This is a genomic window from Pseudomonas violetae (assembly GCF_023072615.1).
Taxonomy (GTDB): Bacteria; Pseudomonadota; Gammaproteobacteria; order Pseudomonadales; family Pseudomonadaceae; genus Aquipseudomonas; species Aquipseudomonas violetae.
In genome coordinates, this window is record NZ_JAKNRW010000015.1 from 34,477 (window position 1) to 58,236 (window position 23,760).

21 protein-coding genes are annotated in these 23,760 nt (G+C 57.0%); 13 read left to right on the forward strand and 8 right to left on the reverse strand.

What is annotated here, in order from left to right:
- Window positions 1–52 precede the first annotated feature (52 nt).
- A complete protein-coding gene (locus L9059_RS17765; protein ID WP_247292267.1) occupies window positions 53–1,294 on the forward strand; it encodes a cation:proton antiporter in 1,242 nt (413 codons plus the stop codon).
- 104 nt (window positions 1,295–1,398) lie between these two features.
- Here L9059_RS17765 and L9059_RS17770 read toward each other — a convergent pair whose 3' ends face one another.
- Window positions 1,399–2,139 (reverse strand): glutaredoxin, encoded by a 741-nt coding sequence (locus L9059_RS17770; protein WP_247292268.1) that lies wholly within the window; start codon window positions 2,137–2,139, stop codon window positions 1,399–1,401.
- Window positions 2,140–2,307: 168 nt separating this feature from the next.
- Between L9059_RS17770 and L9059_RS17775 the strand changes: the two genes are divergently transcribed.
- The gene (locus L9059_RS17775; RefSeq protein WP_247292269.1) at window positions 2,308–2,826 is read left to right on the forward strand and encodes a peroxiredoxin family protein; all 519 of its coding nucleotides are present in this window, start codon (window positions 2,308–2,310) and stop codon (window positions 2,824–2,826) included.
- 261 nt (window positions 2,827–3,087) lie between these two features.
- Here L9059_RS17775 and nhaA read toward each other — a convergent pair whose 3' ends face one another.
- Complete coding sequence (gene nhaA, locus L9059_RS17780; protein WP_247292329.1) at window positions 3,088–4,284, reverse strand: Na+/H+ antiporter NhaA; 1,197 nt, start codon at window positions 4,282–4,284, stop codon at window positions 3,088–3,090.
- A gap of 346 nt (window positions 4,285–4,630) precedes the next feature.
- On the opposite strand from nhaA, the gene L9059_RS17785 reads away from it, so the two are divergent.
- The 10 genes from L9059_RS17785 (at window position 4,631) to sorB (ending at window position 15,439) form a co-directional block, all read left to right on the forward strand.
- Window positions 4,631–5,584, forward strand: a complete 954-nt coding sequence (locus L9059_RS17785) for a TAXI family TRAP transporter solute-binding subunit (protein WP_247292270.1) — start codon at window positions 4,631–4,633, stop codon at window positions 5,582–5,584.
- A gap of 83 nt (window positions 5,585–5,667) precedes the next feature.
- Window positions 5,668–7,695: a TRAP transporter permease gene (locus L9059_RS17790; protein WP_247292271.1), complete on the forward strand. Its 2,028-nt coding sequence runs from the start codon at window positions 5,668–5,670 to the stop codon at window positions 7,693–7,695.
- The gene (locus L9059_RS17795; protein ID WP_247292272.1) at window positions 7,692–8,078 is read left to right on the forward strand and encodes a DUF1850 domain-containing protein; all 387 of its coding nucleotides are present in this window, start codon (window positions 7,692–7,694) and stop codon (window positions 8,076–8,078) included. Before L9059_RS17790 ends, L9059_RS17795 begins: the two co-directional genes overlap by 4 nt.
- A 375-nt stretch (window positions 8,079–8,453) precedes the next feature.
- Complete coding sequence (locus L9059_RS17800; RefSeq protein WP_247292273.1) at window positions 8,454–9,134, forward strand: response regulator transcription factor; 681 nt, start codon at window positions 8,454–8,456, stop codon at window positions 9,132–9,134.
- On the forward strand, window positions 9,112–10,497 hold the full coding sequence (locus tag L9059_RS17805) for a sensor histidine kinase (protein ID WP_247292274.1): 1,386 nt from the start codon (window positions 9,112–9,114) through the stop codon (window positions 10,495–10,497). Before L9059_RS17800 ends, L9059_RS17805 begins: the two co-directional genes overlap by 23 nt.
- Before the next feature lie 110 nt (window positions 10,498–10,607).
- On the forward strand, window positions 10,608–11,822 hold the full coding sequence (locus tag L9059_RS17810) for a D-alanyl-D-alanine carboxypeptidase family protein (protein ID WP_428480283.1): 1,215 nt from the start codon (window positions 10,608–10,610) through the stop codon (window positions 11,820–11,822).
- A 65-nt stretch (window positions 11,823–11,887) separates the two neighbouring features.
- Entirely contained in the window at window positions 11,888–12,184 is a 297-nt protein-coding gene (locus L9059_RS17815) for a DUF6388 family protein (protein ID WP_247292276.1), read from the forward strand.
- A 189-nt stretch (window positions 12,185–12,373) separates the two neighbouring features.
- Window positions 12,374–13,081 (forward strand): hypothetical protein, encoded by a 708-nt coding sequence (locus L9059_RS17820; RefSeq protein ID WP_247292277.1) that lies wholly within the window; start codon window positions 12,374–12,376, stop codon window positions 13,079–13,081.
- A gap of 449 nt (window positions 13,082–13,530) precedes the next feature.
- Window positions 13,531–14,790 (forward strand): SorA family sulfite dehydrogenase catalytic subunit, encoded by a 1,260-nt coding sequence (gene sorA / locus L9059_RS17825; protein ID WP_247292278.1) that lies wholly within the window; start codon window positions 13,531–13,533, stop codon window positions 14,788–14,790.
- 10 nt (window positions 14,791–14,800) lie between these two features.
- Entirely contained in the window at window positions 14,801–15,439 is a 639-nt protein-coding gene (gene sorB / locus L9059_RS17830; protein WP_247292279.1) for a SorB family sulfite dehydrogenase c-type cytochrome subunit, read from the forward strand.
- A 23-nt stretch (window positions 15,440–15,462) separates the two neighbouring features.
- On the opposite strand, the gene L9059_RS17835 is transcribed toward sorB, so the two are convergent.
- Together L9059_RS17835 and L9059_RS17840 are read right to left on the reverse strand one after the other, a co-directional pair.
- Window positions 15,463–16,236 carry a TSUP family transporter gene (locus tag L9059_RS17835; protein ID WP_247292280.1) on the reverse strand — a complete coding sequence of 258 codons (774 nt, stop codon included), beginning with the start codon at window positions 16,234–16,236 and terminating at the stop codon, window positions 15,463–15,465.
- 103 nt (window positions 16,237–16,339) lie between these two features.
- A complete protein-coding gene (locus L9059_RS17840; RefSeq protein WP_247292281.1) occupies window positions 16,340–17,410 on the reverse strand; it encodes a YeiH family protein in 1,071 nt (356 codons plus the stop codon).
- Between the two features lie 282 nt (window positions 17,411–17,692).
- Between L9059_RS17840 and L9059_RS17845 the strand changes: the two genes are divergently transcribed.
- Window positions 17,693–18,376 carry a hypothetical protein gene (locus L9059_RS17845; RefSeq protein ID WP_247292282.1) on the forward strand — a complete coding sequence of 228 codons (684 nt, stop codon included), beginning with the start codon at window positions 17,693–17,695 and terminating at the stop codon, window positions 18,374–18,376.
- A gap of 29 nt (window positions 18,377–18,405) precedes the next feature.
- Here the strand turns inward: L9059_RS17845 and L9059_RS17850 are convergent, their stop codons facing one another.
- The 4 genes from L9059_RS17850 to pdxR all read right to left on the reverse strand — a co-directional run bounded on the left by L9059_RS17850 (window position 18,406) and on the right by pdxR (window position 23,569).
- Window positions 18,406–18,705: a DUF6506 family protein gene (locus L9059_RS17850; protein ID WP_247292283.1), complete on the reverse strand. Its 300-nt coding sequence runs from the start codon at window positions 18,703–18,705 to the stop codon at window positions 18,406–18,408.
- A gap of 27 nt (window positions 18,706–18,732) precedes the next feature.
- Entirely contained in the window at window positions 18,733–19,683 is a 951-nt protein-coding gene (locus L9059_RS17855; protein ID WP_247292284.1) for a bifunctional enoyl-CoA hydratase/phosphate acetyltransferase, read from the reverse strand.
- 147 nt (window positions 19,684–19,830) lie between these two features.
- Window positions 19,831–21,591 carry a sulfoacetaldehyde acetyltransferase gene (gene xsc, locus L9059_RS17860; RefSeq protein WP_247292285.1) on the reverse strand — a complete coding sequence of 587 codons (1,761 nt, stop codon included), beginning with the start codon at window positions 21,589–21,591 and terminating at the stop codon, window positions 19,831–19,833.
- A 511-nt stretch (window positions 21,592–22,102) separates the two neighbouring features.
- Window positions 22,103–23,569, reverse strand: coding sequence for a MocR-like pyridoxine biosynthesis transcription factor PdxR (gene pdxR, locus L9059_RS17865; RefSeq protein WP_247292286.1), 1,467 nt, complete (start codon window positions 23,567–23,569; stop codon window positions 22,103–22,105).
- Window positions 23,570–23,760 lie beyond the last annotated feature (191 nt).

Consider the following 23,760-nt stretch of genomic DNA (forward strand, 5'->3'; position numbering starts at 1 on the left):
GCGTGGATGCGTCGCCGAACGGATTGTCTTTTTAAGGGGAGCTCTCTGACCAATGCTGGACATTATTGCAATATTCCTCTGCATCACTGCGGTCCTCGCCTTTCTCAATCGCCGGTACGTGGGCTTGCCATCCGCTATCGGCGTGATGGGCATTGCTTTGGGCCTTTCGTTATTGAACATGACATCCGATGCGCTGGGCTTTCACACTTTGCACACCATTGAGCAGTCATTGATTGAGTCCATCGACTTTTCCGAGTTGTTGATGCAGGGCATGTTGTCCTTGCTGCTATTCGCTGGCGCATTGCACGTCCATTTGTCGGAACTGCGTTCCTATAAATGGCAAATTGCATCGTTGGCCGTGGTTGGGACGACCATATCGACGCTGATCATCGGTTTTGGGCTCTGGGGATTGCTGTCCCTGACCAATCTAGAGCTACCACTTTCATACTGCCTGGTGTTCGGCGCGCTAATATCGCCCACTGACCCAATTGCCGTGATGGGTATCCTGAAGTCAGCCGGTGCGCCCCGAAGTGTTGAAGTGGTGATTTCGGGTGAGTCGCTGTTTAACGATGGCGTCAGCGTGGTGCTGTTTTCGCTGATACTGGCAATGATCGCGAGCGGTGAGGCGCCGACTGTTACCGGTGCATCGCTGGTCTTACTGAGGGAAGCTGGCGGCGGCGCCCTTCTAGGAGCTACGGTCGGGTACATCACGTACCGGATGCTCAAGAGTATTGACAGCTACCAGGAAGAAGTTCTCATCACGCTGGCAGCTGTGCTCGGCGGCTATGCCCTCGCTACAAACTTGCACGTATCGGGGCCGTTGGCGATGGTGGTAATGGGATTGATCGTGGGAAATCAGGGGCGCACTTATGCGATGTCTGAAAAAACCGAAAAAAATGTGGACATGTTCTGGGAGCTGATTGATGAGATTCTAAACGCGGTGCTGTTCGTGCTCATCGGCCTGGAGGTCGTTTTGATCCACTTCTCCAATCCCCTGATCACCACGGGATTGATGGTGATAGTGCTGACCCTGTTGTCGCGTCTGCTGACTGTTGGGGTCCCGATTGCAGTCTTGGGTCAGAGTTTTCGGCTACCAAAAGGTTCTTGGAGTGTGCTGACTTGGGGGGGGCTACGCGGTGGGATTTCGGTGGCGCTGGCTTTGTCACTGCCACCGGGAGAGGCTCGCGATGTAGTGGTTTCCTTAACCTACTTGGTCGTAGTGTTTTCTATCCTGATCCAAGGCATGTCCATAGGTAAATTGGTCAAACGAGTGATTCCCTGCAAAGGCGGGTGAAGACCATGCTTTAAAATCAAAATCGCCCAGTGCCTGGCCATTACCCTGTCATCAGTCATGCGGGATGCTTGAATGGCAACACTGGGCGGAAACGGTTCGTTGACCTATAACGCGGCATACAGCCCCATCCAGATTGCCATTCCCACCATCATCAGATTTTCCGTCAGGGAAATAAAGCCCAGTGGGACATTGCTGTCACCGCCGACACACGCACACTTGAGCTCTCGCTTCTCGATATACACGGCCCGAAAAACCGAGTATGCCCCGACGACACCAATAAAAAATGCTATCGGAGCCGCCAGCCATATCATCGATCCGGCAATCATCAAGATACCTGCAATGGCCTCTGCAAACGGATACACGTAGGCATATCGGACGACTTTCCGGGCTAGCAGATCGTAGCCCAGAAACATATTCGAAAAGCTCTCAAGGTCTCGAAGTTTAAGCATCGCCAACATGCACATGCTAAACGCGATAAACCATTGGATGGCCTGGACAGATACAAAAGTATCAAAAGCAGACCAACTTGCGGCAAGTGCCATCAACCCAGCTATTGCAAATACTGCGAGGACAGGTTGATAGGTCACGGCCTGAGGATCAGGTAGTGGCTTGCCAAGATACTGCCGTAAATCGTCATAGCCACCAATCCTGGTGCCGTCGATGAATATCTGCGGCGTTGCATCAACGCCTTGCTCCTCCATGAACGAGTCAGTCTGTTCACGTGTACGCAGCCAGTGATCGTCGATATCAAATCCTTCTCGCCTCAAAAGATCACGTGCCTTCAAACCGAAGGGGCAAATGTGTTCTTTCATGACCATTCGATAGATAGTCGCTTTCTGGCTCATACTTCTACTCTCCAGCCTGCTGCGGATTCGGGCATTGCCTTTGTGCGCCGTTGGGCTCTGGGCATCGGCAAGGCAGCGCATGCACAAGTATTAGGAGGGGTGGCGCATGGGATGGTTCAGAGAAATCGATTTCGGAACTTTTTGGGCCATGTCCAGGGAGTGTGAAAAGTGAAGACCTACGTCGCGATAGTGATGGCGCTTTTGCTGCAGGCGCCGGTTGACGCTCGGTCACAGCTATCGAGCAGCCCGATTCCAGACTTTACAGCGACTGTGCTGACAGGGGAGAAAGTCAGCTCTGCCCAACTGATCGGCCAGCCGACAGTACTGATAATTACACCAAGCACAGATGCGGCAACGGACACCCGCTTGTGGGCCGAAGCGCTACGCAAAAACGTCGACCAAAGCGGGGTGCGCTTTATAGCCGTGCTCGCGATCGAGCTGCCGTTCTTCATGAGCGAGGAAGATGCGATCGGCCGTGCCAAGGAGAAAATCCCAGTGCGCTATCAGGATAAGACCTGGATCGTGAGTGAATCGAACCTTGAAAGCGCTTTGAGCATCCCGCGCAGTAGCCCCAAAGCGTTCGTGTTTGTTCTGGACGCCGAAGGTAAGATTGTTGCGCGCGTCGAGGGCAAGCCGAACCACGCTAAGCTCTACGAAGTAAAACGGGCTCTCCGCTCGATTGATTAGTGCGGCGCTCCGTTAACTACTGTTTGATTGAGAACTGCGCAATCGCTTGTTCGAGGTCGACGAGTTGAGGTAAGGCTCCATGATCGTCAAAGGGGCGCGAGAAGCCGTGCCGGAACCGCCCCTCTTGACTGATTGCCCACTGCGCCGATGCCCGGACGCATACCGCAGGTGTGGGTAGAAAATTCCTTAGGTATGAGTCTGCTAATTCATTTAGTGATGACCAATGCCTGTTCAGAAATAATGTAGTCCCTTCAAGCAAGGCTATCTGGCTACTGCAGCACCTACGAGAACGTTGCTTCGGCGTAAGACTAGAACGCCACCCACCGCAGCTAGAATCGAACCGATCAATACCCCGACTTTGACTTCATCAATCAAATGAGCTGATCCAGCAAACGCCAGGTTGCCAATGAACAGGCTCATGGTGAAACCAATACCGCACAGCAGCGCTACACCGTACAGTTGCATCCAGGTACTCCCTTCCGGCAATTTGGCCAGCCCCAGACGGATGGCCAGCGCGGCCAGTAGGAAAATACCGACCTGCTTGCCCACCAACAGTCCCAGCGCCACACCCAGCGGAACCGGATCGACCAGGTTCTCCATGGAAATACCGGCCAACGAAACACCCGCGTTGGCGAAGCCAAAAATCGGCACGACAGCGAACGCTACCCACATGTGCAGCTTCTCTTCCAGGAAAAGCAGAGGCGACCTGGACTCTTCCTCAGGCTTGCCCAGGGGGATGCACAGAGCCACAGCGACACCCGCCAACGTGGCATGCACTCCCGATTGCAGCACGAAGAACCACAAAACACCCCCGAACAGGAGATATGGAAACAGCCGTCTTACGCCCAGTCGATTCATTGCGATCAAAATGACCAGGGTCGCGAGCGAGGCCAGCAACATCGGCATGGAAAGGCCAGAGGTGTAGAAAAAGGCGATGATGACCACGGCGCCCAGATCATCAATGATCGCCAAGGCAGCGAGGAACACCTTTAGCGAAGTCGGGACCCGCTTGCCCAGCAACGACAAGACACCCAGGGCGAATGCGATGTCGGTAGCGGCGGGGATCGCCCACCCACCCAAGGTCTCAGGATTGCCCCAGTTGATTGCGACGTAGATCAGCGCAGGAACAACCATGCCGCCGATGGCTCCAAAGCCCGGTAAGGCGCGCTGACCCCAGGTGGAAAGCCCACCTGCCAACACCTCTCTTTTGATCTCAAGACCGACCATCAGAAAGAAGATTGCCATCAGGCCATCATTCACCCAATGCTCGACAGACATGCCCAACCAGATGCTGTGCAAAGCTGAAAAGTAACTCTGGGACAGAGGCGAGTTAGCAACAATCAACGCTGCCAAAGCTGCCCCCATTAGCACAAGACCTCCAGCCGATTCCGATGACAGGAAGCGAGCCAAAATTGCGGCTGCTCTAGGGGTTTCTACGGAATTTCGGGAATCGGTCATCAATGTCCTTCGCATGGAAAAAAGACGATATTTTAACATCCCCCCTACACAAGTATGGCGACGCTAAACAACCCGAAACAGTTTATGTCACACGTCAAAATCCCCGTGTCATGTATGCAGAGTGGCTCAGGCAGGCGCTGAGCTAATTTTTGGGGACAAAGATAGCCAGCGACTTACGCATCTCTTTCCTCGCTTCACCAGCGCTCTCCGGCGGCCCCTCTCCACCCATGTCCGGCCACCAAAGCATTCCGGTGCAGAGATTGCCCTGCAACGCGCCACTTTTACTTCTCCATCAACTACAGTGGAGTCACTCTGCATACAGCCATAACAAGACGGAGAGTTTCCCATGCGAGTAAAAAGCCGCTTTACCCTGCTGGCCGCCGCTGCAGCCTTCGCAGTCGCAACCACAACTCAAGCCGCTCCGGTGTTCATCAACATACTGACTGGAGGGACCAGTGGGGTTTATTACCCAATTGGTGTCGGTCTGTCGCAAATCTACAGCGACGGCATTCCCGGCGTGAAAACCTCGGTCCAGGCCACCAAAGCGTCGGTGGAAAATTTGAACCTGCTCCAGGCCGGTCGAGGTGAACTGGCACTGGCGCTGGGCGACTCCGTGGCCGATGCAAAGAATGGTGTTGCCGACGCAGGCTTCAGTGCGCCGCTGACCAAGTTGCGCGCAATTGCCGGTGCTTACCCCAACTACATTCAAATCGTCGCCAGCAAGGAGTCGGGGATCAAGACCCTGGCCGACCTCAAAGGCAAGACCATCTCGGTGGGAGCGCCAAAATCGGGTACCGAACTTAACGCGCGGGCGATCTTCAAAGCGGCGGGTTTGACTTACGAAGACATGGGTAAAGTGCAATACCTGCCCTTCGCCGAGTCGGTTGAACTGATCAAGAACCGGCAACTGGACGCCACGCTGCAATCTTCCGGACTGGGCATGGCGGCCATTCGCGACCTGTCGTCGGTCATGCCATTGAACTACGTTGCCGTACCGGCTGACGTGGTCGCAAAGATCGGTAATCCGGCTTATCAGAGTGCAATGATTCCGCCCAACACCTATGACGGGCAACCTGAGGCAGTGCCAACGGTCGCGATCACCAACATCCTGGTTACCCGTGCTGATTTGCCAGATGAAGTGGCTTATCAGATGACCAAACTGCTGTTCGAGAACCTGACACGTTTGGGTAACTCTCATTCGGCGGCCAAGGACATCAAGTTGGAAAACGCGGCCAAGAACCTGCCGATTGCACTGCATCCAGGCGCCGAGCGCTACTACAAGGAAAAAGGCGCGCTGTAATGGCGCGTGGCGCAGCGGTCAGGGTTATCGCTGCGCCAACTGTGAGCCCCTTTTTTTCAATGCAGTCATGAGGCAGGCAGCTAATGAGTGAAGCTCATCAGGGTATCTCCGCGAATCCGCGAGACTGGCCAAAAACCTTGTTTTACGTCGCGTTACTGTTCTCGATTTTTCAGATCATCACTGCTGCGTTTGCACCGTTTTCAAGCCAGGTGCTGCGCGCCGTACACGTAGGGTTCCTGCTTTGGGTGGTGTTTTTAAGTTACCCCGCTTACGGCGAGGACCGTCCCTGGCAGCCGCTGGCCTGGCTGTTCAGTCTCGCAGCCATCGCCACGGCGATGTATCAGTGGGTGTTCGAGGCTGACCTGATCCAGCGCTCGGGGGATCTGACCTCTGCCGATACGGTGATCGGTATTTTGCTGGTCGCCCTGGTATTCGAAGCTGCCCGACGGGTCATGGGCATTGCGCTGCCAATCATCTGCGGCCTGTTCCTGGCTTATGGCTTGTTCGGCCAGTATCTACCCGGGGAGTTGGCACACCGCGGTTATGGCTTCGATCAAATCATCAACCAGTTGTCATTTGGCACCGAGGGGCTGTACGGCACACCAACCTACGTGTCGGCCACTTACATATTTCTGTTTATCCTGTTCGGTTCCTTTCTCGAACAGGCCGGGATGATCAAGCTGTTCACTGACTTCGCCATGGGTCTGTTCGGTCACAAGTTGGGCGGACCGGCCAAAGTCGCGGTCGCCTCGTCGGCGCTGATGGGGACCATCACCGGTTCGGGTATTGCCAACGTCGTAACCACGGGGCAATTCACCATTCCGCTGATGAAGCGTTTCGGTTACCGGGCCGCTTTTGCCGGCGGGGTCGAGGCGACATCCAGCATGGGCAGCCAGTTGATGCCACCCGTGATGGGTGCAGTCGCTTTCATCATGGCTGAAACCATCAACGTGCCGTTCGTGGAGATTGCCAAAGCGGCGTTGATTCCAGCCGTCCTCTATTTCGGCTCGGTGTTCTGGATGGTTCATCTGGAGGCCAAGCGCTCCAACCTGAAGGGGTTGCCCAAGGATCAATGCCCCAGCGCGCTGGGAGCCGTCAAGGAAAACTGGTACCTGCTGATCCCCCTACTGGTCCTGGTTTACCTGCTGTTTTCCGGGCGCACCCCCCTATTTTCGGGCATGGTTGGGCTGGCACTGACGGCCATCGTGATTCTCGGCTCGGCGATCATTCTTCGAGTGCAGAGTTTTGGCCTGCGCTGCGCTTTCTGGATAGCGCTAGGCATCCTCTGCACCGGATTTTTCCAGTTGGGAATCGCCGTGATATTTGGCGTGATCGCGGTGCTGGTGGTGGTGTGCGGGTTTATCAAGGGCGGTCCAGAAACACTGACTATCTGCCTGCACGCGCTGGTCGAAGGCGCGCGTCATGCGGTACCGGTAGGGATTGCCTGCGCACTGGTGGGCATCATCATCGGCGTGGTGTCACTGACCGGCGTGGCCTCGACCTTTGCCGGTTACATTCTGGCTATCGGCCGGGACAACCTGTTGCTGTCGCTGATACTGACGATGATCACTTGCCTGGTATTGGGCATGGGTATCCCAACCATTCCCAACTACATCATCACCAGCTCGATCGCAGCCCCTGCCCTCCTGGAACTGGGTGTGCCGCTGATTGTGTCGCATATGTTCGTGTTCTATTTCGGGATCCTCGCCGATCTGACCCCACCGGTTGCACTCGCGTGCTTTGCGGCAGCACCGATCGCCAAGGAAAGCGGATTCAAGATCAGCCTGTGGGCGGTGCGGATTGCACTGGCGGGGTTCGTCATTCCGTTTATGGCGGTCTACAACCCGGCGCTCATGCTGCAAGGAGACAACTTGTGGATGACCGCATACATGCTGATCAAGACAGCGTTGGCGGTTGGGCTGTGGGGGATGGCATCCACCGGCTATTTGCAGCGCAAAATGCCTGTTTGGGAGCGTTTGTTGTGCGTGGCCGCAGGCGCCTTGCTGGTGGTTGCGTTGCCACTGACCGATGAACTGGGCTTCGCCCTTGGGGTATTGCTGATACTCCAACACGTCTGGCGCTCCCGTCAGGCCGGGATCGCCAATCCATGATCGGTTTATGTCTGGGCCTCGCCGGCGCCGTCTGGGCTCAGCTTTCAATTTCTCACTTTACGCTGGCGTGGGACCACACCATTGAAAAAATCCGCTGGGAGGAGGACTACCGCGTCACCGAGCAGGGCTTGGTGCTGGAAGAAGCGCGTGTGCGTGGCAACGGCGCGGGGATGGAGATTGCGCCAGATGCACGACTGGAAAATGGAAGTTGGCATATGCGACGTCAGTTGCCGCCGTTGCAGCCACTTAACTTGGGGCGAACACCCGAGGCTGGTGACTACCAGCTGTGTTTTGACGACCAATGTCAAGCCATGAGCCGATGGGTTGGAGCGCCGACCAACAGCCAACCTTTCATTCAAATGTGGACGTGTAAGACAGGCTGAGGTGCTAACTGCAGCTTTCACCATCCGGGCAATGGGTACGTCCACGACGCATTCCCCTGAACACTCAACCTGCGCACACGGCCGAGCAGGCTCGGCTACCCCCGTTTTCTTTGCCCGGTGACCCAGGTCGCATAGGTGCACACCAAGCCGAACGTCAGCAAAAAGAAAGCCAGATAAGGGGTCACATCTTTTATCCTCGTCAGTGCGGGTGATCCATTGTTATTGCGAATATATCCGTGCTTTGGCGGGCGACGGGGTTAAGGTGGGTTAAGAAATATTTAATGTTCGGCGGGATCGTTGGTCACTAGGGTACGCCAGCATGGGCAGTCGACATTAAGTCGCAATCGCCGAAAACGGGTCCAAACGGAGGAAATTATGAGGTGCGCGTTGGTCATAGAGGACGACAAGGTGACGGCGGAAGTCATCATTGCTGAACTCCAACGCCATGGGTTCAGTTCAAGGTGGGCCGCTACCGGACGAGACGGCCTGGCCCTGGCGATTGCAGGAGGTTACGACACCATTACCCTGGATCGGATGCTTCCCGACTTTGATGGACTGACGATTGTCAGTACGTTGCGGAGTCTGGGGATTCAGACGCCCGTCTTGATGATCAGTGCGCTTTCTGATGTAGATGAGCGCGTCCAAGGGCTTCGCGCGGGCGGCGACGACTATCTGACCAAACCCTTTTCTGCTATCGAGATGGTTGCGCGTCTTGACGCATTGCTTCGGCGCACCAGCACAGATGCAAGCCATCCGCAACTCAGTTGTGGAAACTTGCGACTGGACCTGGTCGAGCACAAACTGACTCGAAATAACGAACATATCCTGCTGCTGCCAACCGAATTCAAACTGCTCAATTACCTGATGCGCAGTGCCGGCCAACTGGTCACCCGCACGATGCTTTTTGAAGAAGTCTGGGGCTACCGATTCGATCCCGGGACGAACATCATTGACGTCCATATCGGCCGTCTGCGCAAAAAGCTTGAAGGTGATGAAGGGACTCCCGCCATTCATACCATACGCGGGGCGGGTTATGTCCTTGCTGTCAAAGACTGAGGAATGGCGCTCGTCCGGTAGTCGATTGATCGGTTTCTATGCCCTGTTTTTTGTAGCTTGGGGTGCGCTCTTTACTGGCGTGTTGTATTGGGAAATCTCCCACTATCTGGGCACCGTTGCAGAGCGAACATTGCTCCAGCGGGCTCATTACTATCAAAAGATCGATGATAAACAACTGTTGAAAGAACTGGCCGCCAGTGAAACTTATTCAACGCCCGGGATCGATGCATACGGATTGTTCACTTCCGATGGACAACACGTTGCCGGAGACCTGCTAAATCTGCGCTCCAGTCTGCCCGATGATGGCAAGGTTCATTATCTTGAGCGCGGACTGAGTATTGCGTTACCCGACAAAAAAACCAGAAGCAGTTATGCGCTGTTAGCACGCCGCCCCGACGGGCATATTCTGATTCTGGCGCGTGACGGCGGCTCGATTTCCGCTGTAGGCGGGATTATCGAACAGGCCTTGATGTGGGGTTTTTCGTTAACACTGATTCCCGGGTTAATTGGCTGGCGTTTGTTGCGGCGCCGACCGTTGCGTCGTGTCAAGCGCTTGCAGCTTTGTACGGAAAGTATCGTTTCAGGCAACTTGGCGGAGCGTTTGCCCCTGTCCGCCCGCCGTGATGAACTGGATATGCTGGCAAGCGCCGTTAATACAATGCTCGATCATATCGAGCAACTGATGCATGAGGTCAAAAGCGTCTGCGATGGGGTCGCCCATGATCTACGAACGCCACTGACACGGTTACGAGCAAGGCTTTATCAGCTCCAACAATTGCCTCTGGACAGTAATCACCAGCACACATTGAATCAGGCCCTTGAAGAAAGCGAATCGATCATGGTGCGCTTTCAAGGACTGCTTCGGGTTGCCGAACTCGACGATATCCGGCGTCGCTCGGCATTTGCTCCTTTTCCGATCATGGCGCTATTGCAACAGGCACATGAGTTTTATGAGCCGATGGCACTGGACCGCGCTCAGACTCTTTCCCTGGAGATTACCAGTGACTTGCCCAGGTTATATGGCGACTCATCGTTGCTGTTCGAAGCGCTGGTCAACTTACTGGATAACGCTATCAAATTTACGCCGGAGGGAGGGCATATCGAATTGCGCGGTAGCATCAAGGATTCAACGGTCATCATTGAAGTCGCCGACGATGGGGCCGGTATTCCCGAGGCCGAGCGTACACATGTCATTCGCAGGCTCTATCGAGGGGACGCCAGCAGAATGCAACACGGCCACGGCCTCGGCTTATCGCTGGTCGCTGCCATTGTGAAATTGCACGGTTACTCGCTGGATATTCAGCCTGCCGCCATCGGTCGTGGTACCCGTGTCTTGATTCATTGCCCGATGGTTTCCGACTGATCTACGTACTCATCGGTGACTGAACCTTAAATTTAACTTAATACAGCTTAATTTGAGCCCCTCTACCCTGGCGGCTAGCTTGGCAGCACTTTCTGCTGACCCAAGGCCTTTTGCTTGTGAAATACCTGTTGTCCCGGCTCCTGTTAACCGCTCTGTGTGTCATAACGCCTCTTGCCTGGGCGAACCCTGCTCTGGCTGGCAATAGCACTCGTGGGGCTATGATCCCTGCTGCGCCGAAGCTCGGCGCCAAAGCCTGGATACTGATCGACGCCGAAACGGGTACCGTTATTACCAGCCACAACAGTGATAAGCGTCTGCCGCCAGCCAGCCTGACGAAAATGATGACGGCATTTGTCACCAGTCGTGAAATCAAGGCCGGACGAATGAAAGCTGATGACACGGTGACTGTCAGCGAAAATGCCTGGCGTACCGGCGGGTCGCGCATGTTTCTTGACCCAGGCAGCTCTGTTTCGGTTCACGACTTGCTCAGCGGTGTGATCATCAACTCGGGAAATGACGCAAGTGTTGCGCTCGCCGAACATGTGGCCGGAAGCGAAGGCGTCTTTGTCGGGATGATGAATTCAACCGCTACGACACTGGGGATGGCCAACACACACTTCATGAACTCCACCGGCCTACCTGAGCCAGAGCATTACTCATCAGCCCGAGACATGGCAACGCTGGCTCGGGCGATCATCAGCGAAGGTGCTGATTCCTACCCGCTATATGCCAAGAAGCACTTCACCTGGAATGGAATACGGCAAGCCAACCGCAACCTTCTATTGTGGCGAGACGCAAGCTTCGACGGGTTGAAGACCGGCTATACCGAAGCGGCTGGCTATTGCATGGTGGCTTCGTCGCACCGAGACGGGCGGCGTTTGATCAGTGTGATCTTTGGCGCGAGCAGCACGCATAAGCGCACCGCAGAAACGGAAAAACTCATGGGTTACGGCTTTCGTTTCTACGACACCCAAACCTATGAAAAAGCCGGAAAAATCCTCAAGTGGTCTGCGCTCTGGAAAGGTAAAAATCGATCGATCGCTCTGGGGTTACTGGACGATATGACCCTCACCTTGCCTAAAAATAAAAACCGGGAGTTAGAGACACGCATGGAGATTGATGGACCGCTTGAAGCGCCTATCGCTATCGGCACCGTCGTTGGAAAACTGGAACTGTACGATGCCGGGCAAAAACTGGGGAGTCGGCCCTTGATAGCACTTGAGGACGGTGAAATAGGCAGCTGGTGGACACGCTGGTGGGATACGACGCATCTGTTTTTCACCCAGATGATCCGCGGCTGGTTCGATGAAACTGATACTGCCTGACGTTGATCAATGCCATATCGCGCCAATGAAAAAATTCCCGGACGGCTCACAAAGCTGGAGCAACTGTGAACTCAGATGATTTACGAAAAGAATTAGCGCTCTCGAAATTCTTCAACGGCGATTCATCGCTCAATGACGCTGTCCAGGGATTGAGTCAGGACGAAAAAAAAATGTGTATTGAGTCAGCCTTTGAGCAAGAGGCTGCGCGTCTGGGGATTGAGGTGTGGGAGCTGACGCTTACACTGATTTCGCAATCTCCCGAAGAACTGAAATACCTGACCCTGCAATTCCATCAAGAAGTCGCAGACATGGTCGAGATGGACTGGCCGCAGTATTGCCAACTCAATGGGATTAATGAGTAATCGTACCGCCCCCCAAAGTTGGCAAGCGAGCATCAGCAGTTCCGGATGAGAACAGGAAACAGTCGGCAGCTTCAAACAAGGCTGATATGGATGTGCGGACCGTCCCAAGGTAAGGTGAGCGTTACCTCTCTTGTATTGATTGTTTGCACGCAAGGGAATGGATGGAATAAACATCACAAGGAATAGACAGTGTACCCGGCCGCCTTCCCTCACGACCCGATCACGCCCATTTTCGAAAACGTTTATCTAGTCCATGGCAGCATCAGGATGGGCCCCGGACTGCGCATGAACAGAAATATGGTCATCGTCAAAAACGGGGACGAACTGACACTCATCAATCCGGTGCGCATGAACGATGAAGCACTCCTTTCGCTGGAGGATTTAGGCTCCGTCAGGCATGTCATGCGCCTTGGGGATTTCCATGGTCTGGATGATCTATTCTACGTGGATCGATATCAGGCGCAGTTCTGGTGTCAATCACCACCGGAGACTTACAAGGTCCCCATAGCAAGTCACGTCATCAGCAGCGCCGCAATACCACCGCTGCCCAATGCGCAGTTTTTTGTGTATGAGGCGGCGAAGTTCCCGGAAGCCTGCCTGCTTCTGGAAGATCTGAAATTACTGATCACCACTGACAGCATTCAATATTGGGCCGACTGGAGTTACACGACTTTCCTGACCCGATGCATTTTGCAGCTGATGGGTTTCAAGCTGACACTACTGATTGGTGGGCCCTGGTTGAAACGGGTAACTGTGCAGGGTGGGAGCTTGGCCTCTGACTTCGAGAAACTGCTGGCACTCGATTTTGAGCATATTGTCGGCGCTCATGGCCAGGTATTGCGTGAGGCAGCAAAACCTATGCTTAAGGCAGCAATCAGAAAATCATTTCCCCAGTGAACAATAGGTGACTGCTTTTGGCCGATTCGGTTAAAGAGTTGCTCACCTGCCTGACCTCCGGCGATATCCCTGCATTGTCGCACTAGGCAAGGTGAACTATCCCCGCCCGTTGGGTGATGAGTCAGGTCGCCCCATCGCTCTGGACCCGGGCACGTGGGCAGAACCAGGGCGGCATGTTGCGCAGTATTGAACCATGTCGCCCTCAGTATTGGTCATGCCCTTCAGCGCGCTAGCCGAGGCCCAAGGCTCGGTATGAATTGGATCTACACATACCGTCGGGAGCGTCCGAATATGGCCCCCTGAGGAATCATTCCTCCTCAGGTGTTGGCCCTATTGGCCTGATGTCAATTTCTGTTGAATATCAAACATGGGGGAATTACGCGACGCTTCGCTGCCCTGGCGCGAAGCGGTCAATTGCATCTCATTAATACAATCATAGAGAGTGCAGAATGAAGTTCAGCTTTGTAGAGAACATCAAGCCGAGTCGCCGGCGCATTTTACGAGATGCCTTCACCCTGGCGGTGGCGGCCTCTCCCCTGGCAAACCTCGCCAAGGCAGCCACCGAAACCCAGGCGCTCGACACAAACACTGATGAAGTGACCTTTGCGGCCGGCCCAAGGCCGCTGGTGCAATATCCGCAGAAGCGGCCATTGACCCTTGTCACTGCTCGTCCGCCGCATCTGGAGACGCCATTTTCGGTTTTCAACCAAGGGCCGATCACGCCAAATGACGCCTTTTTTGTGCGTTACCACCTGGCCAATTTCCCTACCAGCATTGATCCGGACAGCTACCGTTTGACGATCAAGGGCTCGGTCAGCACTGCGCTGTCACCGTCCCTCACGGACCTCAAGACCCTCGCCCAACCGGTAGAGGTGGCGGCTGTCAATCAGTGCTCGGGTAACAGCCGTGGTTTTTTTATGCCGCGCGTGTTCGGTGCCCAACTGGGCAACGGTTCGATGGGAAATGCCCGCTGGGTGGGAGTGCCGCTCAAAGCGGTGCTGGAAAAGGCAGGTGTGAAAGCAGGCGCCCGGCAAGTGACATTCCGTGGGTTCGATAAGCCGGTGCTGCCGAGCACGCCGGAGTTCATCAAGGCCCTGGACATCAGCCATGCCATGGATGGCGAACCTATGATCGCCTGGTCGATGAACGGCACCGACCTGCCATTCCTCAATGGCTACCCGATACGTCTGGTGGTGCCAGGCTATTTCGGTACGTATTGGGTCAAGCACCTGAGTGAGATCGAAGTCGTAGACCACATCGATGATGGCTTTTTTATGGCTAAAGGCTACCGGATTCCGGATAACGATTGTTTTTGCATCGCCCCGGGCACCACGGCGGCGAAGACTCAGCCGATTTCCAGGTTACCGGTCCGCAGCTTCATCACCAGCATCAAGCACGGTGATGTCTTGCCGCTGAAAAAAAGCGTGGTGCTCAAGGGCATCGCGTTCGACGGTGGCGCCGGAATCAACAAGGTGGACATTTCGATCGACGGTGGCAAGCGCTGGCGCGACGCCCTGCTTGGGCAGGATCTGGGCCGTTTCTCTTTCCGCGAGTGGACGCTGGCGCTCACCTTCACCAGCAAGGGCGCTACTCAGTTGATGGTGCGCGCCAGTAACCATGCAGGCGAGACTCAACCGCTACGCGCAGATTGGAACCCCGGTGGCTACCGCCGCCACGTCGTAGAAACCAGCCACGTGACTGTCGCCTGAGGGGGCTCGCATGAATCGTTTGATCACTTTGCTGTGCACTGCTCAGGTTTGTTTGGCGACCATGGCCAGCGCAGCGCCACTGTCGATTACGTTGCCGCCTGAAACGGCGGTGTTCAAGTCCAGTGAGCTACCTGGCTACCCATTGGCCCAGCAGAAATGTTCCATCTGTCATTCCGCCGATTACATCAACTTCCAACCTCCTGGCAGGAGCCTCGCGCAGTGGACTGCTGAGGCGAGCAAGATGCAACAGGTATATGGCGCTCCGATCAGCGATCAGGATGTGAGCACTATCGGTGCCTATCTGGCGGTGACCTATGGCAGCGCCAAGGCAAGTGATGCCGAAGTGCTGGCGGCCTCGAATCCATCGGCGGGCCTCGTCTCGGCGGCGCCTGTAGCAAAAGGCGACGCCATGGCGTTGCTGCAGAACCACGCTTGTCTGTCCTGCCACGCGGTTGATCACAAGGTTGTTGGCCCGGCTTATCACGATGTCGCTACCCAGTATGGGAGTGACCCGCAGGCACTGGCCCGGATGGCGTCCAGCATTGCGCACGGTAGTACCGGAAAATGGGGGGATATCCCAATGCCGCCTTTCGCACAGTTAAGCCCGGAAGACCTGCAAACCCTGGCGACGTTCATACTGCACCAGTAAGCCCGCCCCGGGTTAACCAGCATTCATGCCGGGGTTGCTGCCAAAAGCCCCGGCAATGAATCCCAGATCAAGCTGACACCCGCGAGCGCCATCAGTACGAAGACCAGCCATCGCACCGTCCGTGGCGACAACTTCGGAGGGTGACGGCGCACCAGCCAGCTGACCAGCAACACCAAGGGCAATGCTTCGGCACTCAACAACAACGTGGACTGTTGCATCTGCCCTTGCGCGACAACCAGGCCAAGGCGTGCCGCTGCGTTGGCGGAAAATACCGTGATCAGGGTGTTACGGATGATTTCGTAGCCCAGTGGCTGGCGATACAGGTGATAAACAATCGGCGGCCCGCCGCTGGAGAATAAGCCATTGAGCAGGCCGCACAGGCCACCGGCCAGCCAGAACGAAGGCTGCCGGGACACTTGCGCTTTGGGTTTGTTTTGCACCACCAGCATGAGGCTGGCAGCAACGATCAGTACGCCGAGCAGAAGGCGCAGCCAGGTCAGCTGACTACCATTCAACGCACCGAGCCCCCACACCCCCAGGCTGACGCCAAGCAGACTGCTGATCAACACGGGCATCAGCACCGCACGGTCCAGCTGCGGTTTCGGCCCACCCAGCGCACCCATGGCGTTACCTAGAGTGAGGATACTGATCACCACCGCTACCTCCGTTAGCGGCACCATCTGCAGGGAGGCGACCAAGCCCATCAGGATCAGGCCGAAGGCAAAGCCGGTGAGACTCTGGGCTACGGTCGCCAGGGCCACGCAACACAGAAAGATCAGATGCACTTGCAGACTCATACCGCCTCCATTGCTGGTTAAACCAGCCTGCCGCCAGACAGTTATCGTGTCGGCGGCAGCTCGATGTTCAGACGGGGGCGATTAATCAACCCATGACACTGGCTCATCCCAGCCACTTCACCGCGATCAGGATCAACGTCGCGAGAAATACGGTTTCACTGACTAACAGGGTCGCCGGACGCCAGCCGACATCCAGCAATGCCTTGAGTGACGTTTTCATTCCCAGAGCGGCGATAGCGGTAATCAGGCACCAGCGTGAGACATCGCCGGCAAACTCCTGCACCTGCGCCGACGCAACGCCACTGCTGTTAATAGCGACAAACAGCACAAAGAAGATGATGAACAAGGGCAACGGCAGTGCCGGGCGCGGCCCCTCTTCCCGGCGCTTACGCAGCAGCAACGACAGACTGAAGACAATCGGTACCAGCATTGCCACGCGCAGCAGTTTGACCACCGTCGCGGTATCGCCGGTTTGCTCCGACATACTGTAGCCGGCACCAACCACCTGGGCCACATCGTGAATAGTTGCGCCCAGGAATACCCCTGCCTGCTGGTCGTCCAGGCCAACCCACTGGGCAATTGGCGGATAGGCAATCATCGCAATGGTGCTCAGCGCAGTCACGCTGATCACCGTGAAGATGGTGTTGCGCTCACTGTCCTTGTCTTGCGGCAATACCGCAGAAATCGCCAGCGCCGCCGAGGCGCCGCAGATGCCCACGCTGCCACCGCTGAGAATGCCGAAATCCCGAGACTGACCCAGTAACCGGGAAAGGATGATGCCGAAGCTGATGGTCAAGAAAACGGCACCGATCACCACAGCCATCAGCGTCCCCCCCAGCGAGAGAATCTGCTCAACAGTGATGCGCATGCCCAACAGCGCCACGCCGATACGCAGGATGGTGCTGGAGGTGAAGCGAATACCCGCAACTGCACGCCCCTCCTGGGAGAGGAAGCCCAGCGCCATGCCCAGCAACAGGGCCATCAACATCACCGGTGCACCATAATGCTCGGAGAGGAACGAGGCACTGGCGGCGACAATCACCGAGGCGATCACCCCCGGCAATAACAGGTTGAGTTTTTGTTTGCGGCGTATTAACCAGGACGCCGACGGCTGCGCCGTGTCACGCGATGGGCTGCGCACGGGGGCAATTGTGTGGTGCTGTTTTATTGTCATGTGCTCACCTACACCCTGTGGTTATGAAATCACTGGGTTTCGATGCTAGAGAAAACTCCGTCGCCCCATTAGGACCACGTCAAGGACGTCGTAGGGTCCAGCCAACACCTGGACGCCTGGCCCACAGTTATGCAGGCAGCTGGTGCTAATCCGCCGTCGCAGCCGCCCCTATAGTCATGCGTGCACGTCTTCGCAGCCCGCCTGGCCGCGCCCCTGACCAAGCGTCCTGTGGTGTCTGCGAATGTCTCGTTAAACAGGTACTTTGCAATGCGGAAAAACCACATGAATCTGCATAGCCAGCGTCTCGTCCAACTCGGAGATCGCCTGCGTCGGGCCTGGTCACAGCCACATCCTGCGTTTGCCTCGGGCATGGACGCGCGTAGCAGCGAGAACGCACTGCTGTTGCAGTTCTACGGCAGCCTGGCCAAAGCCGCCGGTTTCGGCTGGCAAAACGCCGGCCGCACCTTGGTCGACAAGACCTATCTGCGCATCATGAAGGATTGCTTCGGGCTGGATTTTCAGGGTTTGAGTGAGGATGAACTGGCTGCGCGCCTGGATGGTTTCATTCGCCAGGAGCTGGCTCCGCGCTGGGAAGAAATCCTCGAAAGCTGCCGCACCGAGGGCCTGCCGCTGGCCGCAAAGCTGCTCAAGGCGTGCAGCCTCACATTGTTCGCCAGCGACCGAGTGCAGACGGCAACTCGACAGCTGCTGTTCTTCCTATGCCCGCAGCTACCGCAAATGCCCTGCCCCGGCGAAACAGACCGTGGTGCCGAAGAGGATTGGCAGATCTACCAGGCGCTGCTTTCCCAGCTACCGGTATTAACGCGCCCACAGCAGTTTGCGGGGGACGCGCATCAGCAGGCGCTGGTCCGCCAACTGATCGAAGGCAGCGACTGGTGGTGTCGCAGGGTGCTCGCGGCCTGGCAGGATGAAACGGCCCCTGCACTCAAGCCAGGGCGCAATTGAACCCCGCCGATCATCCGGGGCGACGTACCTCAGTCGGATAACTGCTGCAGGCGCTGGAGGGTTTCAGGACTGTAGTGCACAGCCGCGACTGAAATCCGGTCGTCAATGGCGCTGCGGATCCGCTCGACTTCAGCCTCGGTGAAGGCGCCGCACAGTTCGATCAATTGCACATGGCGGGTCAACAACTCCTGGGCCACCAGCTCCGCTTCCTCCACGCTCGCAACCCCACAAAGGGTCGCGGCAAAGGCTTCGGACTCGAGGCTCCCGTTGTGGGTGAGGAACTGCATGCCTGGCGCCTTGAAGATAAAGCCATAACGTTGCACAGCCATCGTGGTTCTCCTTGGGTCCGGGGTTGCTTAGCCAGCCAGCAATTGGCTGCTCAACTGACGCCGATAGTCGATGAAAATGGAAGCCAGAGCGCACGACGCAAGACGCGCCTCCAGCGGGTCGGCACGTGAGGTGAGAATGATCGGCACCCGCGCACCAAGCACCAGGCCGGCGGCCGTGGCCCCCATGAAATACACCATCTGCTTGAACAGAAAATTACCGGCCTCCAGGTTCGGTACCAACAGAATATCGGCATGGCCCGCCACGTCGCCGCCGATGCCTTTGATCCGTGCCGCCTCCAGTGACACCGCATTGTCAAAGGCCAACGGACCGTCGACGCAGGCGTCGCCCAACGCACCGATCGCCGCCAGTTTGGCCAACTCGGCAGCATCCTGGCTGGATGGCATGCTGGGCGTCACTTCCTCGGTACCGGACAACACCGCCATGCGCGGCTTCTCATAGCCCAAGGCGTGCATCAGCTCGATGGCGTTGCGGGCGATATGGATCTTATCGATGATCGTAGGTTGCACGTTGATCACCGCATCGGTGATCGACAATGCTTTGTCGCTGCCCGGCAGCGTCATATGAAACACATGACTGAGGCGGCTGGCACCCCGAAGTCCGACTTCACGCTTGAGTACTGCACGCAGCAGGGTATCCGTGTGCAGATGCCCCTTCATGACCGCCTGCGCGTTACCGGCACCCGCCAGGATGCAAGCGACTTCGGCGCACTGTGCATCTTCACCGACATGCAGCAAGCGCAGGTCATGCAAGTCCCAGTCGAGTTCTTCGGCCAGGGCACGGATCTGCGCCTGATCACCGACCAGCACTGGCTCGATGAGTCCTTCATCGCAAGCGCGCTTGGCACTGCTCAGGCTCAGCAGATTGACTGGATTGACCACCGCCGTGACGACGCGCGGCAGGGCCTTGGCCCGATCGAGCAGGAACGCCGGGCATTCCGGTGGAATAGTGCTCAACATGCTTGGATTCCTGTTTGTTCTCGGTCGAAGCTGCAACAACGCCCGAAGGTGCCGCGGCAGTATTCCGGGTGGCCTGCAGGGCTGGTTGCCCCGCCGAACAGGCCAGTGGTTGCAGGCGCTCGGCGCAAGCCGGGCGCCCTTGGCAACTTAAACGTAGTCTTTGTACTTATCGAGGAAGCGCACTGGCTTGGACAGCGCATCGCGGCGGAACGGGTCGCCCAGTTCGCGGGTGCACATAATCTCGATCACCGTGGTCTTGCCGGCCTTTTGTGCCTCGCAAGCCGCCATGAGCGCAGGGCCTACGTCTTCCAGACGGTCGACGACCACGCCCTCGGCGCCCATCGAGCGGGCGATGCCGGCGAAGCTCTGGTTTTCCAGCTCGCCTGCGACGAAGCGACGGTTGTAGAAGTCCACCTGGTTCTTCTTCTCCGCGCCCCACTGACGGTTGTGGAACACAATCGAGGTGACCGGGATGTTCTCGCGCACACAGGTCATGATTTCCATCATCGACATGCCCCAGGCACCGTCACCGGCATAGGAGATGGCGGTACGGTGCGGTGCAGCGACCTTGGCGCCGATGATGGTCGGCAGCGCGTAGCCGCAGTTGCCGAAGCTCATGGCGGCGAAGAACGAACGTGGCTTCTCGAAGCGCAGGTAGCTGTTGGAGACCGAGTTGATATTGCCAATGTCCGTGGAGACCATGGCATCGGCCGGCATCGCCTTCTCGAGTTCACGCAGGACCTGGCGCGGATGCAGGTAGTTGCCCTCCTCACCACTCTGTTCCTTGATCATGTCCAGCGAGTATTCGTCCTTCTCGTGGATCCAGGCATTGAGCTCGTTTTCCCATTCGAATTTTTCCTTGGCGATTTCCTCGGCACGGGCTCCCTTGTTTTCCAGGCACTGAACGTCGAGGTTCTCCAGACGACCGAGCAGGTTAACCGCCGCGGCCTTGGCGTCACCGCAGATGCCCACAGTGATTTTTTTCACCAGCCCGAGCATTTTCGAGTCGCAATCGATCTGGATCACCTTCGCCTGCTTCGGCCAGTAATCAAGGCCGTGCTGCGGCAAGGTACCGAATGGACCCAGGCGAGTCCCCAGAGCCAGCACCACGTCGGCACGCGACAGCAACTTCATTGCGGCCTTGGAGCCTTGGTAGCCAAGCGGGCCGCACCACAGTTGGTGACTGGCCGGAAAGGAATCATTGTGCAGGTAGCTGTTGACCACCGGGGCGCCGAGGTATTCGGCGAGCGCCTGACAGGCTTCGACTGCGTCGCCCATGACCACGCCACCACCGGAGATGATCACCGGGTATTTCGCCGCCGCCAGTATCTGGGCCGCCTCGGCCAGACTCTGTTCCCCACCGGCGCTACGCTCGATACGGATCGGCGTAGGGATCTCGACGTTGATATCGCCGTAGAAGAAGTCACGCGGAATGTTCAACTGGGTCGGACCGTTTTCTTGCATCGCCCGATCGAAGCAGCGTCCGGTCAGTTCCGCCATTCGCGCAGGATTAGGCACATGGGCCTGGTACTTGGTAATGGTTTCGAAGAACGGCAGTTGTTGGGCTTCCTGGAAGCCTCCGAGGCCCTGACTCATCGAGCCAGTTTCGGGCGTAATCACCACCACCGGGCTGTGCGCCCAGTAAGCAGCGGCGATGGCGGTAACGAAGTTGGTGATGCCGGGGCCGTTCTGCGCGATGCACACGCCGTGACGACCACTGACCCGCGAAAAGCCGTCGGCCATGTGACCGGCGCCCTGCTCGTGCACCACAGGGATAAAACGGATGCCGGCCGGAGCGAAGATATCCATCGCATCCATAAAGGCCGAACCCATGATGCCAAAGACGTCGGTGACGCCGTTTGCTACCAATGTTTCAACCATTGCTTCGCTGGGGGTCATGCGTGGCATATCGATAATCCTCTCGTTACTTAGGTACGGCGGCTGCGCCGCCAATGACTCGGGGCTCAGCCTTTCACCGGCATGGCACATAGGGATACACGTCAGGTCCTTTACGCATGCCGATCTCTCCGATTGTTGTTGTGATGGAGTTTTGGGGCAGGTCGAGTGAGCCGCCTCACGTACGTCTTGAAGCGAGGACGGGCTGCCTTAGGGCTAGAGTAGGAGTCGGTGGAGGTGCCAGATAGAACCAGTTGAAGCCCACCTGTTGAGCCAGCTGGGTCCAGATTTTTCAGCGCGCACAGACGATCCGGGGACGTGCACGGCTGGCGTCGTGCACGCCTGAAACCCACACCGCTATTGACTTGGGCGACGATGCAAAAAAATTGGCCATGAGGCAATACGCGCTCAATGTGGGAGCTGGCTTGCCAGCGATTCAGACGACGCGGTGTCTTAGTGGCACCGTGTTGATGCCATCGCTGGCAAGCCAGCTCCCACAAGGAAATGCGCTGTAGAGGGACGGTCAGCTTATTGGCTGGATAAGCTCAGCAAGCAGTTTGATCCCTGGACGGATGCGATCGGCGGGAATCGATGAGTATCCCAGTCGGAAGTAGTTGAGCGGCGGTTGCTCACCGAAGAAGTGAATATCGCCGGGCTCGATCAGGATGCCGTGCTCGGCGGCTTCCTTCTGCAGGCGTCGCGCATCGAGGCTGTCGGGCCCTTTGACCCAGTAACAAGAGCCGCCGAAGCTTGGCTCTTTGGAGGATTCAGGCAGGTACTCACGCAGGGCAGCGCCCATTTGCTGATGACGCTCCTCGTACGCGCGCATCAGGCTCATGATCAACGCATCGTGATAACCGCGCTCGAGGAACAGCGCCACTGAGCGCTGATTGTTCGCCGCAGGATGACGCACCATCAGTCGACGCAATGCCCGCGCCTCGCGGATCAGGGCTTCAGGCCCCACCAGATAGCCCACCCGCAGGCCGGGCGCCAAGGTCTTTGACAGGCTGCCGACGTAAAGCACCCGATCATGCTTGTCCAGACTCTTGAGCGCCGGGATCGGGCTGCCCTTGAAGTTGGTCTCGCTTTCGTAGTCGTCCTCAATGATTAAAAAATCGTGATCATTGGCCCGCTGTAATAATTCGTAGCGGCGCTCCAAGGGCATGGTCACAGTGCTCGGGCACTGATGGCTGGGAGTGGTGTAGATGAGATCGCAGCCATTGAGCTCCTCGCTCAGCATCAGGCCCTGGTTGTCCACCGCCAACGGCTGGATTCTCGAGGGGTTGAGCATGGCGATATTGCGGATGTCCATGTAGCCCGGCTCTTCAATGCCCATCAGGCTGTCGGGGCGCAACAACAGACGCGCCAGCATATAAAGCGCGTGCTGCGCGCCCACCGTGACCAGGATCTGCTCAGGCGAAGCCCAGACACCACGACGCGGCAACAGGCGTGTCCTGATCTGTTCCATCAGCAGAGGATCGTCGTTATCGAAGCGGTCCGAGGCCCAATCACGGATCGCCGGGATGCTCACCGCGTCGCGGCAGCATTCCCGCCAGTTGGCCGTTGGAAACAGGGCCGGGTCAAACTGCCCATAGATAAACGGGTATTTAAAATTCTGCCAATCCCGTGGCTTGCTCATGTTGCGTTGCTGCGAGGGTTGCATGACGAGCCGGTGCGACCAGTCCAGCTTGGTGGTGGCGGCCTCATCCCGGTCGGCGCGCGGCGCCTCGACCTTACGCGCCAAAATATCCGGATTGACGTAGTAGCCACTACGTTCGCGGGCTAGCAGGTAACCATCGTCGAGCAGGTGTTCGTAGGCCAGAACCACAGTATTGCGCGCAATGTTCAGCTGTTTGGCCAGCTTGCGACTGGAGGGTAACGCGCTGTCGAGCGGTATATTGCCGTTGAGAATCACCTGGGCAATCTGCTCGCGCAGTTGCTGCTGCAGGTTGGTAGATTTTTCGGCGGACAAATGGAACAACTGAAACATAGCGGCCTCGACTCAACGAACGAGAAGCGCTGGCACCGCACACCACTCGGCCAGTCACTTCAAAATGCTCTTGCCAGCACAGCGCTAACGCGGCGATTGCCAAGCAGACTAGCAACAACACCTCGGCAAGACTATCCAGCGCCCGACCTATAACGCTGCAGACGCACAAAACCGGCCCCCCTCAACGAAGT